Genomic DNA, 17,104 nt, shown 5'->3' with positions numbered 1-17,104 from the left:
CACCTGGCTGACGCCAACCCCCCACACGCCAAAGCCCCTCGTATACCCCTAAAACACGCCACGCGGCCCTATCACCCCCCCCCCCCCACCGGCGCGGCGCGGCCGCCGCGGCGGCCGCTCGGCCCGCAACCCGGTCGGACGCGCCGGTTACGTCTTCGTCTCCGGCTACTTCCTCCTCCTGCTCGCCTTCGGCATCCTGCCCACCGGTTACGCGGTGTGGCTGGCGCTGTCCAACTCCCGCCACCAACTCGTCGGTATCGGCAACTTCACCCGGACGTTCACCGACTACCGCTTCGGGCCGGCCTTCCTCCACATCGGCCTGTACCTCGTGTTCTGGCTGGCCAGCCTGATGATCCTGGTGGTGCTGCTCTCCCTGATGCTGCACGGCCGCATGCGCAGGGCCTCCACCACCCTGAGGTTCCTGTTCTACCTGCCGGGCGCCCTCGCCGGGGTGGCGAGCGTCCTGCTCTTCCTGATCCTCCTCGACCCGGCCGCCAGTCCCGTCGGCTGGCTGCTCAAGGCCTTCGGATGGAACACCCTCGCCCAGGTCAACGCCCCCGGCCACCTGCCGGTGCTGTTCACCGTCATCGCCTTCTGGACCGGGGCCGGCGGCTGGATCGTGGTCATGTACGGCGCGCTCAACAGCATCCCGGACGAGATCCTGGAGGCCGCCCGCATCGACGGCGCCAGCACGCTCCAGATCGCCCTGCGCATCCAGATCCCCATGATCACCAAGTGGATCGCGTACATGCTGATCCTGGCCTTCGCGGCCGGCACCCAGCTCTTCGTCGAGCCACAACTGGTCTCCCTCGCCAGCTGGGGCATGATCCCCGACAGCTGGTCACCGAACCAGCTGTCCTACCAGTACGCCTTCCAGTCAGGCGACTTCAACGGCGCGGCGGCGCTCTCCGTCGACCTGCTCATCCTGGGCCTGGCCTGCGCGGTGCTCGTCGTCTTCCGTACCGGCCTGTTCGACAGGGACGAACGATGACCACGGCTTCCACGACCACAGCCCGCCGAACCCAGCCGCCCCGTACCGACGGCGCCCGCACCAGCCCGAGGAAGCCCATGCACCGGACGCGCCGCCCACGCTCACTGGCCGCCCGTGTGGCCTGGCTCATCGTCATGACCCTGGCCGTGCTGTTCTTCTGCGTGCCGGTGGTGTGGCTCCTGCTGGCCACGACCAAGACCGACGGCCAGATCGTGCGGGACAACCCGTTCTCCTTCGGGTCTTTCACCTCGATCGCCGACGCCTGGCACCATCTCTACGCCTTCCAGGAAGGCGCCATCCTCACCTGGCTGAAGAACTCGGCCCTCTACACGTTCGGTGCACTGGTCATCACGCTGGTGACATCGATCCCCGCCGGATACGCGCTGGCTCTCACCCAGTTCATCGGGCGCCGGATGCTGTTGACCGTCACCATGCTCGTGATGCTCATGCCGACGGCCGCGATGGTGCTTCCTCTGTACCTGGGGATGAACGCCGTGCACCTGGACGGCACGATCTGGTCGGTGATCCTGCCCTTCTCCTTCTTCCCGTTCGGGGTCTACCTCACCTACATCTACTTCTCCTCCAACGTCCCCGCCGACCTGCTGTCCGCCGCGCGGATCGACGGCTGCTCGGAGTGGCAGGTCTTCCGTCTCGTCGCGATGCCGCTGGCCAAGCCGGTGATCGCCCTGGTCGGGTTCTTCAACTTCGTCGGCAACTGGAACAACTTCTTCCTGCCGTTCGTGATGCTCCCCGACAGCTCGCAATATCCGGCGCAGGTGGGGCTGAACAACCTGCTCGCCGCCTCACCGCTGTTCAACACCTCCAGCGGCACCGGCAACCAGATCATGCGGCCCGAACTGGCCCTGGCCACCCTGGTCACCATCGTTCCCGTGCTGATCGTCTTCCTCTTCTCCCAGCGCGCCCTCGTGGCCGGCATGCTCGCCGGCGCCACCAAGGAGTGAGGAACAGATGACACGGGTTGCCCAGACGATCCGTCTGAGACCCGAAGACCGCGGGCTGTATCCGCGACCGCACTCCGCTGTCCGGCCGCACGTCGATGCAGCGCTACGGGCCGCGAACGTCCGCGACTGCAGCATCCTCCTGCGTGAGGACACGCCGTCCGCCTGCTTCGACCACCACGGCGGCGACTTCACGGCTGACATGGCCGCGATCCACACCGCCGCGACCACCCATGACCGCTGGAGACTCAGCGATCCGCGCCAGGAGGCCTGGGCCGATACCGGCACCGCTGGCAACTGGTCCGACCTGACCGAAATCCGGCATCTGCACCCATCGCAAGGAGACGCCCGGTGAAACTTCTACGAGTCGGCGCCCCCGGCGAGGAGCGTCCCGCAGTCCGCGCCGAGGATGGTCGGCTGCTCGACCTGTCCCAGGTGACCTCCGACATCGACGGCGCCTTCCTCGCTTCCGGTGGAGTCGACCGGGCCCGCGCGGCCGTCAAGGCGGGAGAACTGCCCGAACTGGACCCGGAAGGTCTACGCATCGGCGCCCCTCTCGCCCGCCCCGGCAAGATCGTCTGTGTCGGCCTGAACTACCGCGACCACGCCGCCGAGACCGGCGCGGCGATCCCCCCGCGGCCCGTGGTTTTCATGAAGGATCCCGGCACGGTGATCGGCCCGTACGACGAAGTGCTGATCCCCCGCGGCTCCGTGAAGACCGACTGGGAGGTCGAACTGGCGGTCGTCATCGGACAAAGAGCCCGCTACCTCGACGGACCCGAGGCCGCATGGGACGTGATCGCGGGGTACGCGATCAGCCATGACGTCTCGGAGCGGGAGTTCCAGCTGGAGTACTCCTCGCAGTGGGACCTGGGCAAGTCCTGCGAGACCTTCAACCCGCTCGGACCGTGGCTGGTGACCGCCGACGAAGTGGGCGATCCGCAGGACCTCGGCCTGCACCTGAGCGTCAACGGCGTGAAGCGACAGGAGGGGCACACCAGCGACATGATCTTCCCGGTTGGTCACATCGTGTCGTACCTGAGCCAGTACATGGTCCTGGAGCCGGGGGACGTGATCAACACCGGTACTCCGGCGGGTGTGGCTCTGGGTCTTCCCGGCACCCCTTATCTCCGCCCCGGCGACAGCGTCGAGCTCTCCGTCGACTGCCTCGGCGCCCAGCGCCAGACCTTCGGCCAAGCGTGAAAGGCACCCCTGTGAGCAGCTTGAGCGGCCTGTCAGGCCTGAAGGCAGTCGTCACCGGCGGCGCGTCCGGCATCGGGCTGGCCACGTCCCGGATGCTCGCCGAGCACGGCGCCACGGTGGCCGTCCTCGACCTCGACTCCTCCGTCGCCCCCGAGCCGCTGATCGCCATCAAGGCCGACCTCGGCGACGACGCCTCGGTACGCTCGGCCGTGGCGGAGGCCGCCGAACGGCTCGGTGGCCTGGACATCCTCGTCAACAACGCGGGCATCGGCGCCATCGGTACCGTCGAGGACAACCCCGACGAGGAGTGGCACCGCGTCCTCGACGTCAACGTGCTGGGGACGGTGCGCACCACCCGGGCCGCCCTCCCGTATCTGCGGCGCTCGTCGCACGCCGCGATCGTCAACACGTGCTCCATCGCGGCCACCGCGGGCCTTCCCCAGCGCGCCCTGTACTCCGCGAGCAAGGGGGCGGTGCAGTCGTTGACCCTCGCGATGGCCGCGGACCATGTTCGTGAGGCCATCCGCGTCAACTGCGTCAACCCCGGCACCGCCGACACACCCTGGGTGACCCGGCTCCTGGACGCAGCCGACGACCCGGAAGTGGAACGCGCCGCCCTCGACGCACGCCAGCCCCTGGGCCGACTGGTCACCGCGGACGAGGTGGCAGCGGCCGTGGTCTACCTGGCGAGCCCCGCCGCGGCGTCCGTCACCGGCATCGCCCTCGCCGTCGACGGTGGCGTGCAAGGGCTCCGGCTGCGCCCGGGGGCTGTCAGATGAGAACGACCACGCTCGGCACCACCGATGTCAGGGTCACCGAGCTGTCGTTCGGGGCCGCCGGCATCGGCAACCTCTTCCGCCCGGTCTCCGACGAGGCCGCGTCCGCCGCGGTGCAGGCTGCCTGGGACGCGGGCGTACGCACCTTCGACACCGCCCCTCACTACGGACTCGGGTTGTCCGAGCGCCGCCTGGGTGCCGCACTGCGCGGCCGGGACCGCGACGCCTACACCCTCTCCACCAAGGTCGGGCGGCTGCTCGAACCGCACCCGGAGGGTGGCGGCGGGGACGATCTCGCCCACGGTTTCGCCGTACCCGACACGCACCGCCGCGTATGGGACTTCAGCTCTGACGGAGTCCTGCGTTCCCTGGAAGCGAGTCTGGACCGCCTCGGCCTCGACCGTGTGGACATCGCTCTGCTGCACGACCCGGACCACCACGCCGAGCAGGCCCTCACCGAGGCGTACCCGGCGCTGGAACGGCTCCGCGGCGAAGGAGTCGTCAAGGCGATCGGCATCGGAATGAACCAGTGCGCGCTCCCCACCCGCTTCCTGCGCGAGACCGACATCGACGTCGTACTGCTCGCTGGCCGCTACACCCTCCTGGAGCAGGAGGGACTGGCGGAGGTACTGCCGGAGGCCGATGCCCGTGGCCGTAGTGTCATCGTCGGCGGGGTGTTCAACTCGGGTCTGCTCACCGACCCCAGCCCCGGGGCCATGTACGACTACGCGCCCACCCCGCCGCATGTACTGGACCGGGCGCTGCGCATGCAAGCGGTCGCCGACCGCCACGGCGTACCGCTGCGCGCAGCGGCTCTGCACTTCCCGCTCGGCCATCCGGCGGTCGCGAGCGTGCTGTCCGGCGCACGCTCCGCCACGGAGGTCCAGGACACGGTGGGCCAGATGCGGCGAACGGTACCGACCGCGCTCTGGGACGAACTACGTGCCGAGGAGCTGCTGCCCGCGGACGTCCCCGTCCCCGCCGCCGCACCGGAGTCGGGAGGGTGACCGCCATGGAGATGATCACCGCTGAGGGCATCATCGACGCACACCACCACGTGTGGGACCTCTCCGTCCGCGACCAGGACTGGATCACCGGACAGGAACTCGCCCTGCTGCGCCGCGACTTCCTGCTCGCCGATCTGGATTCCGCGGCCCGGGCCGCCGGCGTCACGGCGAGCGTCCTGGTCCAGACGATCGACGGGCCTCAGGAGACACCCGAGTTGCTGGCGCTGGCCCAGGGCAGCGACCTGGTGGCCGGCGTCGTGGGCTGGACCGACCTGACGTCCCCAGATGTCGCCCGTGCGCTCGCGGCGCTGCGAGAGAAGCCGGGAGGTGCTTACCTGGTGGGTATCCGCCACCAGGTACAAGGCGAATCCGACCCTCTCTGGCTGATGCGACCGGACGTGCTGCGGGGGCTCGCCGCGGTGGCCGAGGCGGGACTCGTGTACGACCTGGTCATCAGGCCCCACCAGCTCGCGGCCGCGTATGAGACCGCCCGCCTGCTTCCCGACCTCACGTTCGTACTCGATCACGCGGGCAAGCCCCCCATCGCCTCGGGCGCGCTGCGGCCGTGGGCGGACACGGTGCGCCTGCTGGCCGCACTGCCCAACACCGTCTGCAAGCTCTCCGGCATGGTGACCGAGGCCGACTGGGACCGGTGGAGCGTCGAGGACCTCCGGCCGTACGCGGGCACCGTGCTGGATGCCTTCGGTCCGCGGCGGCTGATGTTCGGCTCCGACTGGCCCGTCTGTCGACTGGCCGCCACCTACACCGACGTAATCGACGCAGCAAAGGAGTTGACGGCCGAACTCCATCTCACCGAACGCCGGGAGGTCTTCACCGGAACCGCACCGCGGACCTACGGCCTGACGGCCATCGGTTCCCCGGCCGTTCAGGAAGCACCATGCGCATAGCTCTCTTCATCACCTGCTTCAACGACATGATGTTCCCCCGCACCGGTCGCGCGGTGACCGAACTGCTGGAACGGCTCGGCCACACCGTGGAGTTCCCGCAGGCCCAGACCTGCTGCGGCCAGATGCACTTCAACACCGGCTACCGCCCCGAAACGCTGCCCATGGTGCGCCGCTTCGCAGAGGTCTTCGCGGGCTACGACGCCGTGGTCACCCCTTCCGGCTCGTGCGCGGGCATGGTGCGCGACCACCACCGCGTAGTGGCCGCCCAGTTGGGAGATCCCGTGCTCACTGAGGCGGTCGAACGGGTGGTGCCAACGGTGTACGAGCTGTCGGAACTTCTCGTCGACGTCCTCGACGTCACCGACGTGGGCGCCTACTTCCCGCACCGGGTCACCTACCACCCGACCTGCCACTCGCTGCGCATGCTGCGGGTCGGAGACCGGCCGCTCAGGCTGCTGCGCGCGGTGAAGGGCATCGACCTCGTCGAGCTGCCCGCCGCCGAGTCCTGCTGCGGCTTCGGGGGCACCTTCGCGCTGAAGAACGCGGATGTGTCCAACGCGATGCTGGTCGACAAGATGCGCCATGTCCTGGACACCGGCGCGGAGTACCTGTGCGCGGGCGACAACTCCTGCCTCACCCACATCGGCGGCGGCCTGTCCCGGCTGCGTACGGGCATCGGGACCCTGCACCTGGCCGAAATCCTGGCCTCCACGGAAGGGGATGCAGCATGAACGGCGCCGACAACGTCGTATGGCTGGGCACACCGGCCTTCCCCGAGGCCGCGCGCGCCGCGCTCGCCGACACCCGGCTGCGCGCGAACCTGCGCCGTGCCACCACAACCATCCGCGACAAGCGGCTGGCGGTCACCGCCGAGCTCGATGACTGGGAGGACCTGCGCGAGCGGGCGGCGGTCGTCAAGCGCCGCACCCTACGCCACCTCGATCAGCATCTGCTGCGGCTGGAGGAGGCGGTGGCCGCCGCCGGCGGCACGGTCCACTGGGCGTCGAATGCGGCCGAGGCGAACGCCATCGTGACGCGGCTGGTTCAGGCGACCGGCGAGAGCGAGGTCGTCAAGGTCAAGTCGATGGCGACCCAGGAGATCGGCCTCAACGAGGCGCTCGCGGACGCGGGCGTCCGCGCCTACGAGACCGATCTCGCCGAGCTCATCGTGCAGTTGGGTAAAGACCGGCCCTCACACATCCTCGTACCGGCCATCCACCGGGGCCGCTCCGAGATCCGGGAGATCTTCCTTCGGGAGATGAAGAACTGGGGCAGACCAGCCCCCGAAGGCCTCGGCGACGATCCACGCGAGCTCGCCGAAGCCGCCCGGCTGCATCTACGCGAGAAGTTCCTGCGGTGCAAGGTCGCCGTCTCCGGCGCCAACTTCGCGGCCGCCGACACTGGCACGGTGATGGTCGTGGAGTCGGAGGGCAACGGGCGGATGTGCCTGACCCTGCCGGACACCCTCATCACCGTCATGGGCATCGAGAAGGTCCTGCCCTCCTTCGCCGACCTGGACGTCTTCCTCCAACTGCTGCCACGGTCCTCGACCGGCGAGCGGATGAACCCGTACACCTCGCTGTGGACCGGCGTCACCGAAGGCGACGGCCCCAGGCACTTCCACCTGGTCCTGCTCGACAACGGCCGCACCGCCACCCTGGCCGACGAGGTGGGCCGGCAGGCCCTGTCCTGCATCCGCTGCTCGGCCTGCCTGAACGTCTGCCCGGTGTACGAGCGCACCGGCGGCCACGCCTACGGATCCGTGTACCCCGGACCGATCGGAGCCGTACTGACCCCGCAGCTCGTCGGAGTGGAGAACGCGGCCTCACTGCCCTTCGCCTCGACCCTGTGCGGCGCCTGCTACGACGCCTGCCCCGTGAAGATCAACATTCCGGAGGTGCTGGTCCATCTGCGGGCGAAGGCCGTGGAGGCCAAGCGGGGGGACCGGCTGCTGCCCACTCCCGAGACGCTCGCCATGAAGGCCGCAGGCGCGGTGCTGTCCTCCCCGAGGCGGCTGGCGGCGGTTCAGCGACTCGCCGCACTGGGTGCCCGGCTGGTGGCCCGCGACGGCCGGATCGGAGTGCTGCCCGGCCCGTTCGCCCGCTGGTCCGGCACCCGTGACACCCCCGCGCCGGCGCGCGAGTCCCTGCGCGCCTGGTGGCGACGGACGAGAGAAGCAGGCGGTACGACGACGGAAGGGGAGGGCCGATGAGCGGCCGCGACACCGTACTGGGCGACATCCGGAGCGCGCTGGTCGACGTGCCGGATGCCGAGGTTCCTGACGGCGACCCCGCCCCACACGATGCGCGTTCCCAGCAGGCTGGGCTGGACGTCGTCGAGCTGTTCGTCCAACGCGCCGCCGACTACCGCGCCACCGTCGTCCGGGTCCCGCCGTCCGACGCCGTCGCCGCCGTGGGCCGCGCGCTGGCCCGCACCGGAGCAAGGTCAGTTGTGCTGCCCCCGGGTTTCCCCGACGACCTCGTACCCGAAGGGCCCTGGTCCCGGTTGGAGGACGCTCCGCCGCTCACGGTCCGACAGCTCGACGCGGCGGACGCTGTGCTCACCACCGTCGCCGCAGCGATCGCCCTCACCGGCACCGTCGTCCTCGACAGCGGACCGGGACAGGGACGCCGTGTGCTGACCTTGCTCCCAGATCAACATGTCTGCGTGGTCCGGGCGAACCGGATCGTCGCTGATGTACCCGAGGCGTTGAGCCTGCTCCACCAGCGCCGGCCGCTGACCCTGATCTCCGGTCCCTCAGCCACCAGCGACATCGAACTGGACCGGGTAGAGGGCGTACACGGACCGCGAACGCTCGACCTCGTCGTGATCGCGGACGACTAGGGTCCGTCTTCAAAGATCATCGGGTGTTGGATCATGGAGGATCGCGGGCCGCGACGGGCCGGTGGGAGTGGCTGGCGTCACCGGAGAGGCGGCGCGCGGTCACGTACCCGTGGCGGGATAGCGCGGCAGCTGGGCCATCAGCCTGCACACCGGTAGGAATCCTTACCTCGAACGAGACGAAAGGCCCGCCAGAAAGCTGACGGACCCTCATACAAGATCGAGGTCAGTACTGAACGGGACGACCTCCGGACCAACCGAACCATCGATCGATCGCCACGTGGACCGTCACGAGCGGGTTGTCTCTGGCAGGGTAGTCCTTGCCGAGGAAGTGCCTTGAGAGTCGGTCGATGTCGGCGAGTCCCTCATCAGGCTTGATGGACACGACGTGCCCCTGGACAGATACATGCGTGCCGAAGTCGTCCGCTCCGAGCACGGTCAGCGACACGTGTCCGTTGTTCTGCAGGTGTTTCAGGCGGGCGCGGTCGGCGTTCATGCACAGCATGAGAAGTCCGTCGTCTTCGATGAGGTACCAGGTCGCCACCGATACGGGGCGGCCTTTCGCCGTGACCGTCGCCATGACGGCCGGGTTCGGCTTACGGAGAAAGGCCAGGGCGGCCTCGGGCAACGGAGCATCAGACATAGATCTATCCCTTCCATGAGACGGGTCCCGTGATGCGGGGCCTCCGTCGGATCACATCGCAGACCAACGGCACGCTGCCGTCACGCCGCCGCGCGTTCGACCGGCGGCCGGCGCCTCAGTTCCCGCTGGAGGACGGCCGGCGGCTGGTGGGCGACGTCGAGTGTTCCGGTGTCCGTGCCGGGCGGCACGATGGCGTCGATCCGGTCCAGGACGTCGTCCGGGAGCGTGACCTCGGTGCCTGCGAGCAGATCGTCCAGATGTGCCATGGACCGCGGTCCGAGGAGGGCGGAGGTCACGCCGGGGTGAGCGAGCACGAAGCCCACGGCCAGATGGGTCAGCGGCATGCCCGCCTCTTCGGCGAGCGGGATGAGCTGTTCGACGGCGTCGAGCCGCCGTTCGTCCTTGAGGTGTGCGAAGTCGTAGTTCGAGGAGCGGTGTGTCGCGGTCTGCCGGCCCTTGCGGTAGCGCCCGGTCAGCAGCCCGCCGGCGAGCGGCGACCAGACGAGGGTGCCCATGCCGAACTCCTGCGCCACCGGGAGCACCTCGCGTTCGATGCCCCGGTCGAGGATCGAGTACACCGGTTGCTCGGTACGTGGCCGGGAAAGGCCGCGCCGCTCGGCGGCCCAGTGGGCGCGGACGATGTCGGAGGCCGGCATGGCCGAGGTGCCGAAGATGCGGATCTTGCCGGCTCGCTGCAGGTCGGTGAGAGCCCCGAGCGTCTCCTCGATGTCGGTGTCGGGGTCCGGGCGGTGAATCTGGTAGATGTCCACATAGTCGGTCTTGAGGCGGCGCAGCGAGTCCTCCAATGCGCGCACCAGCCAGCGCCGGGACGCCCCCTGGTGGTTCGGGTCGTCGCTCATCGGCCTGCTGGCCTTGGTCGCGAGCACGACGTCCTCTCGCCGGCCCTTCAGCGCCCGGCCGACGATCTCCTCCGACTCGCCGTGCCCGTACGCGTCGGCCGTGTCGATGAGGTTGATGCCGGAGTCCAGCGCCCGGTGGATGATGCGGACGCAGTCGTCGTGGTCGGGATTGCCGATGGCTCCGAACATCATCGCGCCGAGAGCGTAAGGGCTCACCTTGATCCCGGTCTTGCCCAGGCCGCGGTAACGCATGTTCCCTCCTTTAGGTCCGTCTGCGAGCTTCTGCCACCAGTCTCCCGAAAGGCAGCCGGACGATGAATACTTGAGAATCCCGATTTTTTGAGCGAGAGTACGGATATGGCCACCGATCGACTCTCCGAAGCACTCGATCTGGTCGAGGTCCGCGGCGTCCTCACGGGCGGCATCGCGGCTCGCGGCGGATGGCGGCTGCGCGCACCGCTCTCCGACCCGGTCAAGTTCTTCGCGCTCGTCAGTGGTCGGGCCCGCCTGGCCACCGACGGGATCGACGAACCGGTCGACCTCGTGGCGGGTGACGTGGCGATCCTCACCGGCCGTTCCTGGGCCACGTTCGAAGCCGGCCCGGAACCCCGCCAGGAGGTGGAGCCGGAATCCGACTTCTCCACCGACCGCTTCGCGTCTGCGGACCGCGACGCCGACGACATCGTGATCGGCGGCAGTGTGGGTCTGAACGCGGCCGGAAGCACGCTCCTCCTCGAGTCGCTGCCGCCCCTGGCGCACATCAAATCGGCCGGTGCCGACGACCGGCTCCTCGCCGCGCTGCTGCGCCTGTTCGACGAGGCCACCGCGCAGCGGCCCGGCTCGGCCTTCGCGGTCCGCCAGTACGGTCAGCTCCTCCTGCTGGAAGTGCTGCGGTCCTACGCCGGCCAGGCCGCGCTGCCCTCAGGCTGGCTGCGGCTGCTCGTCGACGAGCGTCTGCGCCCCGCCCTCGACCTGCTCCACGGCCGCCCCGGACGCTCCTGGGGACTGGAGGAGTTGGCGCGGGCCGCCGCGATGTCCCGGACGACCTTCGCCGAGCGGTTCCGGGAGGCGGCCGGTGTGCCACCGCTGACCTACCTGGGACGGTGGCGCATGCTGCTCGCCCAGCGCGCGCTCCGGGACGGTGACACCCGCGTCGCGGCGCTCGCCGAGGAGTTGGGCTACGGCTCGGAGAGCGCCTTCAGCACGGCGTTCAAACGCGTCGTCGGCGAGTCACCGCTGCGCTACCGGACCCGCGCGCGACAGGACGGCACCGAGCGCGTGCGGACCGAGACGCCATGACGCCTCGGCCGCGTTCGGCTTCCGGCGGGGCCCGGCCGATGCGTGCGTCCGCTGGTTGGCTGCATGGGTGAGCACTGACCGATCCCCGATAACCTCATAGAGGCCCAGGATGCTGTCCAGCATCACCACCACAGGACCATCGGGATGGCGGTCGGCAAGGCTCCACCAACTCGTGGTGACCAGCGGCACTTTCACCTCGCGGTTCGGCGGCCACGCGGCCCGTACCTGCACGACATCGTCGGCAAGTTGGCCGGTTGCGCGTTCTTCTGCAACTTCACCGAGTTCCTGGAGGCATCGCCACGGCGGCAGGGGCACTGGCCTCGGGCAGCGTCAGAGCGGTATCCGTCAGACGGATATCGGCAGGATCCGGATCGGTGGTGCCGTCGTTGTATTCGCTCCACAGATGCGGATGTGAAAGTCCTGAACACCCACAGCGGCGCCTGAGCGGCCTTGTTTGCGGTGCTGGCACTGGATAACCCAGCGCTGGCCGACAGGGGCGACAGGGGCGACAGCCACGACGTCGGCTCCGTTGTCGCCTGCTCTCCCGACTCTGCCCGACATTGCGGCGAGCGCGGTGAAGACGATGCCGTCCGGGCCATGGCTGCCCTGGAGGTCGCCGGTGAAGAACTGCAGGCCGACGCTGCGCGCGCAGGGGCTCGGGATGCGTCAGCCGGCGAGGTTCTCCTCGACCCACTCGCGGAGGTCGGTCACGGGGATCGCGTGGCGTGCGTTGTAGGTGTCGTCCTTCGCCCACGCGACGCCGCGGCCCTGCGCGAAGACCGCCCGGTACTTCCGCGTCATGTTGTCCGGGTCGGCGGCCAGCTCGTCGAGCAGCGATGGAACCGTCCACACCTCACGGCGGAACGGACGCTTCAGCACGGTCTCGAGCGTCTCGGCCAGTTCGCCGTAGGTGATGGTGTCACCGGCGAGGTAGACGATCTCGTCGCGGATGCGAGGTTCGGCGAAGAGGATGTCCGCGGTGAGGACGCCGATGTCTTCGGGCGTCGTCACGGTGACCGCCGTCTCGAGACTTCCCAGCGCGTTGACGGTGTCGTTGGGCAGGTCCACCATGCCCGAGCCGGGCTCGAAGAGGTAGTTCATGAACATGCCGGTGGAGATGACGACCCACTCGGTCTGGTCCTGGGACCGGAGCAGGTCGCGGACGTCCAGCTGGGAGTCGAAGATGTCCTGCGGGCTTCCGCGGCCGATGACGTCGAAGTCGACGCCGAACTGCCACGGGAAGTACCGCGGGACCCTCGCCTGGAGGGCGGCTTGGGCGACCTTCATGGGGGTTTCGAGGCCGGCGGTGATGCCCGTGCACCCGATGACCGTGTCGTAGTCGGCGAAGAGGGAGGCGAGCTCGTCGACGGTGTTCTTCACGAGGTCGCCTTCGACGATCTTCACGCCCAGGTTCTCGATCTCAGCGACGTCGCGCTGCTTGTCGGGTGCCGTGGACGCGATGGCGCTGGGCCGCAGGAGCACGCTGACGGACGAGCCCTCCACGTCCTTCGCTCGTCGGACAACGTTGCGGATGACGGGCATGCCGAGCTCCCCGGCTCCGATGATGAGGATGTCCCGGGAGGTGGGGATCGAGCTGTCGTTGGTCATCTGAAGATCGCTCTCGTGTTCGTCTTTCCCCAGTGCGTTCTGGTCGCTGGGGTCTCGAGAGGCACCGTAAACTTTGACATCAGTGTCAAGGTCAAGTCGGCGACTGACGAGGAGGAGCGAGGGATGAAGATCAGCGAGGCCGCCCAAAAGGTAGGAGCCCCGGCTCGGATGCTCCGCTACTACGAGCAGCAGGGGCTCATCGAGTCGTCGCGGTCGTCCAACGGTTACCGCTCCTACTCCGAGGACCAGGTCGAGCACGCACGTCACGTCCGGGCGCTCATCGAGGCCGGCCTGTCGACAAGGATGATCAAGATCGTGCTGGACATCGAGGCTCCCTCGGCCCAGGAGGCAGGAGGCGCGTGCACCCAGCCCCTGGCAGAGGAGCTCGCTCGCGAGCTGCGCGTCGTCGAGAACAGGATCGTGTGCCTGGAGAAGAGCCGAGACGCGGTGATCGACTACCTCCGGCGAACGGGCCACGCAGACCTGCTGACCCCAGCGTGACTCGCAACCCCCAGGGCCCGAGGGCGGAGGGGCATGACCCCCGGCCTGTGGGCGACGTCGGCCTCAACGGCATCGACGCCGGCCGCCTCGCCAGCGCCCGTCGGGGCATCCGGACGGAGCCAGTGGCTGATGTCGACGGCCAGGACCAGGCGTCCTTCGGCGGCCTCGGCCCGGCGCAGGGTCTCCAGCGCGGGGCGGATCCGCCGGGTGAGCAGGGGCACGGAGGCGACGGGCAGCAGGGCGTGCAGGTCCAGCGCGGAGACCAGCAGGTCCGAGGCGGCGGCGAGCCGGCCGACCCGGCGGGCGGGACGACGGGCAGCAGGGTCCGTACGGCGCTGCGGCCGTGAGCAATCCGTCAGGCCCACGGTCCCCGCCGGGCGATGAGCATCACAACGAGCTGCTTGTGCGACACCGACTCGATGGTGCCTGACCAGCTGCCCAGCCTGCTCGTTCTCCACGGCGGTCTCCCTCATCAGACGTGTCTCCTTGGTCCTGATCCGTCATGGTCAGACACTCCCAGCCGCAGTATCCGGGCCGCGTTCTGCTTGAGGACCAGGGGCCTTACCTCGTCCTTGATCGGCAGTTCGGCGAAGTCGGCCAGCCAGCGGTCAGGGGTGAGGACGGGGAAGTCCGAGCCGAAGAGCACCTTGTGTTTGAGGAAGCTGTCAGCCGCTCGTACGAGTTGGGGCGGGAAGTACTTCGGTGACCAGCCCGACAGGTCGATGTAGACGTTGGCTTTGTGGGTGGCGATGGAGATTGCCGCGTCCTGCCAGGGGACTGAGGGGTGCGCCATGATGATGGTGAGGCCGGGGAAGTCGGCTGCCACGTCGTCGAGCAGCATGGGGTCGGAGTAGCGCAGTTTGATGCCGCGTCCGCCGGGCAGGCCTGCCCCGATGCCGGTCTGCCCGGTGTGGAAGAGGGCGGGGACGCCGAGTTCGGCGAGGGTTTCATACAGCGGGTAGTGGCGGATGTCGTTGGGCTGGAAGGCCTGAAGGCTGGGATGGAACTTGAAGCCGCGTACGCCGTGTTCGGTGACCAGGCGTCGGGCGTGTCGGATCGCGGCCTGTCCGGCGTGCGGGTCGACGGAGCCGAAGGGGATGAGGACGTCGGGGTGTGCGGCGGCCTGGTCGGCGATCTCCTCGCTGGACAGCGCCGGGTGGCCGGTCGCAGCGGTGGCGTCGACGGTGAACACGACTGCCGCCATGTGCCGGGCGCGGTAGTGGTCGGCGATGTGCGCGAGGGTGGGCGTGCGGTGTGCGGAGGACTTGAAGTAGGCCGCGGAGGCGTCCATGAGTTCGTCGTCGAGTGAGTAGCAGCCGTGGCTGTCCTGCTCGACGTGGACGTGCATGTCGATCGCGGCCAGGGCGGTGGCTTCCATGCGTTCTCTTCCCTGCGGGGCTCGTCGAATGGCCGGGGGTTCAGTGCGCGAGGCGCTGCGCCGCCAGTGCGGCGAAGGTGTCCAGCGACGCGGGGGCGGCCAGGGTGTCGCGGCCTGCTACCTCGGAGGGGGCGGCCCCAAGAAGAATTTTCTTGACCGGTACCTCGAGTTTCTTGCCGGTGCGGTTGCGGGGTACGAAGGGCACGGCGTGGATGGTGTCGGGCACATGGCGTGGGGAGAGGGCGTTGCGCAGCTGGGTGGTGATCAGCTTGCGCAGGGCGTCGTCGAGTTCCGCGCCGTCGCGCAGTGCGACGAACAGGAGGAGTTCTCCGGGGCCGCCGGCGGTGTCCTCGAGGTGGACGACCAGGCTGTCGTCGACTGCGGAGAGTTCTTCCATGACGCGGTAGAACTCCGCGGTGCCCAGACGAACCCCACCGCGGTTGAGGGTGGCGTCCGAGCGTCCTGCCACCGTGCAGCTGCCTGTCGCTGCCGCGAAGCGCACCCAGTCGCCATGGCGCCACACGCCCGGGTAGGCGTGGAAGTAGGTGTCCCGGTAGCGGGAGCCGTCGGTGTCGCCCCAGAAGCCGGTCGGCATGGAGGGCATGGGCTGGGTGATGACCAGTTCGGCGAGTTCGTCGGTGACCTCGTTGCCCTGTTCGTCGTAGGCGGTGGCGGCCACTCCCAGGCAGGGGCCGGAGATGGCTCCGGCCCACACTGGCTGCAGGGGGCTGCCCTGCAGGATGCCCGAGCACACATCCGTGCCGCCGCTGCCCACGTTGAGCAGCACGCGGGGGCCGAACTGTTCGTGCACCCAGCGGTAGCCCTCGGGTGGCAGTGGGCTTCCGGCGGCGCCGATCTGGCGCAGCCGGGACAGGTCGTGGTCCGCTGCCGGGGTCAGGCCCTGTTTGCGGCAGGCCATCAGGAATCCCGGGCTGGCACCCATGAGGGTGGCGCCGGTGTTCTCGGCGAGGCGCCACTGCCAGTCCAGGTCGGGATGGAGGGGGTTGCCGTCGATCAGCACGACAGAGGCGCCCACGAGCAGCCCGGAGACCAGTGAGTTCCACATCATCCAGGCCGTGGTGGTGAACCACAGGATGCGGTCGCCCGGGCGCAGATCCCAGCTCAGGGAGTGGTTTTTCAGGTGCTCCAGCAGGATGCCGCCGTGGGCGTGGACGATCGGCTTGGGTTGGCCCGTGGTGCCCGAAGAGAACAGCACCCACAGCGGGTGGGCGAAGGGGACCGCTTCGAAGCCGGGCTCGGCGTCCCCGGCGAGCAGGTCGTCCCAGGACACCGTGTCCGGGAGATGCCCGGGCCCGTACGGGACGTGGACGGTGTGGCGAAGGGTGGGCAGTGCGGCCCGGATGGCGGCGACCTCCTCGCGCCGGTCGATGTCCTTCTCCCCGTAGCGGTAGCCGGAGATGGTGAGCAGAACGGTGGGCTCGATCTGCGAGAACCGGTCGATGACGCCTCGGGCGCCGAACTCCGGCGCGCAGCTTGACCAGATGGCTCCCAGGCTGGCGGTGGCCAGGAAGGCCACGAGGGTCTCGGGGATGTTCGGCAGGTAGGCGACGACCCGGTCGCCCCGACGGACACCGAGCCGGCGCAGACCGGCCCTGGCGTGTGCGACCTGCTGGGCCAGTTCCTCCCAGGTCAGTTGGACCGGCCCGCGAGTCTGGGAACGGGCCAGTACCGCCAGATCACCGGGCATGTGTTCGCCTGGGCGCAGGGCGTGCTCGGCGTAGTTGAGGGTGGCGCCGGCAAACCATTCGGCGCCGGGCATGTCCCTACGGCCGAGCACTCGACCGTAGGGGGTGTGCGCGCGGACCTCGAAGTATTCCCAGATCGACGACCAGAAGCCTTCGAGGTCGGTGACGGACCAGCGGTGCAGGGCTCGGTAGTCGGTGAAGGCGAGGTTGCGGTGCTTGTCCAGCCAGGCGAGGTAGTCGCCGATCACGGTGGTGTGGCCGACGTCTGCGGCCGGGGCGCGCAGCATCTCCGGCTCGTTCATGTGGTGCTCCTTCGCGGATGTGGTTGGTCAGGCCGTTCACGGCCTGACCAACCCCCAGAAAAAGGACCCCCCCGGGCCGGCGGGGATAGGGAAAGCGGAGGGTGGGGTGAAAGTGTTGTGGG

The 17,104-nt window shown here is 69.0% G+C and carries 18 protein-coding genes; 13 read left to right on the top strand and 5 right to left on the bottom strand.

Annotation, left to right across the window (positions count from 1 at the left end):
• Nucleotides 1-70: 70 nt before the first annotated feature.
• The 10 genes from ABT300_RS31685 to ABT300_RS31640 all read left to right on the top strand — a co-directional run bounded on the left by ABT300_RS31685 (nt 71) and on the right by ABT300_RS31640 (nt 8,688).
• Nucleotides 71-991 carry a carbohydrate ABC transporter permease gene (locus tag ABT300_RS31685; RefSeq protein ID WP_351682961.1) on the top strand — a complete coding sequence of 307 codons (921 nt, stop codon included), beginning with the start codon at nt 71-73 and terminating at the stop codon, nt 989-991.
• Between the two features lie 77 nt (nt 992-1,068).
• Complete coding sequence (locus ABT300_RS31680) at nt 1,069-1,953, top strand: carbohydrate ABC transporter permease (RefSeq protein WP_123761365.1); 885 nt, start codon at nt 1,069-1,071, stop codon at nt 1,951-1,953.
• A 7-nt stretch (nt 1,954-1,960) separates the two neighbouring features.
• The gene (locus ABT300_RS31675; protein WP_351682953.1) at nt 1,961-2,305 is read left to right on the top strand and encodes an L-rhamnose mutarotase; all 345 of its coding nucleotides are present in this window, start codon (nt 1,961-1,963) and stop codon (nt 2,303-2,305) included.
• Nucleotides 2,302-3,153, top strand: a complete 852-nt coding sequence (locus ABT300_RS31670; protein WP_351682950.1) for a fumarylacetoacetate hydrolase family protein — start codon at nt 2,302-2,304, stop codon at nt 3,151-3,153. The genes ABT300_RS31675 and ABT300_RS31670 overlap by 4 nt, the downstream gene beginning before the upstream one ends.
• 20 nt (nt 3,154-3,173) lie before the next feature.
• Nucleotides 3,174-3,932, top strand: coding sequence for an SDR family NAD(P)-dependent oxidoreductase (locus ABT300_RS31665; RefSeq protein ID WP_351682958.1), 759 nt, complete (start codon nt 3,174-3,176; stop codon nt 3,930-3,932).
• Nucleotides 3,929-4,936 (top strand): aldo/keto reductase, encoded by a 1,008-nt coding sequence (locus ABT300_RS31660; RefSeq protein WP_351682947.1) that lies wholly within the window; start codon nt 3,929-3,931, stop codon nt 4,934-4,936. Before ABT300_RS31665 ends, ABT300_RS31660 begins: the two co-directional genes overlap by 4 nt.
• A gap of 11 nt (nt 4,937-4,947) precedes the next feature.
• On the top strand, nt 4,948-5,844 hold the full coding sequence (locus ABT300_RS31655; protein WP_351682956.1) for an amidohydrolase family protein: 897 nt from the start codon (nt 4,948-4,950) through the stop codon (nt 5,842-5,844).
• A complete protein-coding gene (locus ABT300_RS31650) occupies nt 5,835-6,575 on the top strand; it encodes a (Fe-S)-binding protein (RefSeq protein ID WP_123761369.1) in 741 nt (246 codons plus the stop codon). The genes ABT300_RS31655 and ABT300_RS31650 overlap by 10 nt, the downstream gene beginning before the upstream one ends.
• On the top strand, nt 6,572-8,056 hold the full coding sequence (locus tag ABT300_RS31645; protein ID WP_351682944.1) for a LutB/LldF family L-lactate oxidation iron-sulfur protein: 1,485 nt from the start codon (nt 6,572-6,574) through the stop codon (nt 8,054-8,056). Before ABT300_RS31650 ends, ABT300_RS31645 begins: the two co-directional genes overlap by 4 nt.
• Nucleotides 8,053-8,688 (top strand): LutC/YkgG family protein, encoded by a 636-nt coding sequence (locus tag ABT300_RS31640; protein ID WP_351682941.1) that lies wholly within the window; start codon nt 8,053-8,055, stop codon nt 8,686-8,688. The genes ABT300_RS31645 and ABT300_RS31640 overlap by 4 nt, the downstream gene beginning before the upstream one ends.
• A 223-nt stretch (nt 8,689-8,911) precedes the next feature.
• Here ABT300_RS31640 and ABT300_RS31635 read toward each other — a convergent pair whose 3' ends face one another.
• Both ABT300_RS31635 and ABT300_RS31630 read right to left on the bottom strand, forming a co-directional pair.
• The gene (locus tag ABT300_RS31635; RefSeq protein ID WP_123761372.1) at nt 8,912-9,328 is read right to left on the bottom strand and encodes a pyridoxamine 5'-phosphate oxidase family protein; all 417 of its coding nucleotides are present in this window, start codon (nt 9,326-9,328) and stop codon (nt 8,912-8,914) included.
• An 80-nt stretch (nt 9,329-9,408) separates the two neighbouring features.
• Complete coding sequence (locus tag ABT300_RS31630; RefSeq protein WP_351682937.1) at nt 9,409-10,440, bottom strand: aldo/keto reductase; 1,032 nt, start codon at nt 10,438-10,440, stop codon at nt 9,409-9,411.
• Between the two features lie 105 nt (nt 10,441-10,545).
• Between ABT300_RS31630 and ABT300_RS31625 the strand changes: the two genes are divergently transcribed.
• Entirely contained in the window at nt 10,546-11,487 is a 942-nt protein-coding gene (locus tag ABT300_RS31625; protein WP_123761374.1) for an AraC family transcriptional regulator, read from the top strand.
• 666 nt (nt 11,488-12,153) lie between these two features.
• Here the strand turns inward: ABT300_RS31625 and ABT300_RS31620 are convergent.
• A complete protein-coding gene (locus ABT300_RS31620; RefSeq protein ID WP_351682933.1) occupies nt 12,154-13,095 on the bottom strand; it encodes an aromatic alcohol reductase in 942 nt (313 codons plus the stop codon).
• Between the two features lie 123 nt (nt 13,096-13,218).
• Between ABT300_RS31620 and ABT300_RS31615 the strand changes: the two genes are divergently transcribed.
• Together ABT300_RS31615 and ABT300_RS31610 are read left to right on the top strand one after the other, a co-directional pair.
• Entirely contained in the window at nt 13,219-13,596 is a 378-nt protein-coding gene (locus tag ABT300_RS31615; protein ID WP_351682930.1) for a MerR family transcriptional regulator, read from the top strand.
• Nucleotides 13,597-13,643: 47 nt separating this feature from the next.
• A complete protein-coding gene (locus ABT300_RS31610) occupies nt 13,644-13,943 on the top strand; it encodes a hypothetical protein (protein WP_351682964.1) in 300 nt (99 codons plus the stop codon).
• 125 nt (nt 13,944-14,068) lie between these two features.
• Here the strand turns inward: ABT300_RS31610 and ABT300_RS31605 are convergent, their stop codons facing one another.
• A complete protein-coding gene (locus ABT300_RS31605; protein WP_351682927.1) occupies nt 14,069-14,974 on the bottom strand; it encodes an amidohydrolase family protein in 906 nt (301 codons plus the stop codon).
• A 40-nt stretch (nt 14,975-15,014) separates the two neighbouring features.
• On the bottom strand, nt 15,015-16,982 hold the full coding sequence (locus ABT300_RS31600) for an acetoacetate--CoA ligase (protein ID WP_351682924.1): 1,968 nt from the start codon (nt 16,980-16,982) through the stop codon (nt 15,015-15,017).
• Nucleotides 16,983-17,104 lie beyond the last annotated feature (122 nt).

The sequence above is a fragment of the Streptomyces sp. NPDC001027 genome (genome assembly GCF_040299045.1).
In the GTDB taxonomy this organism is placed as follows: domain Bacteria; phylum Actinomycetota; class Actinomycetes; order Streptomycetales; family Streptomycetaceae; genus Streptomyces.
This window is presented reverse-complemented; position numbering and strand designations above follow the sequence as displayed.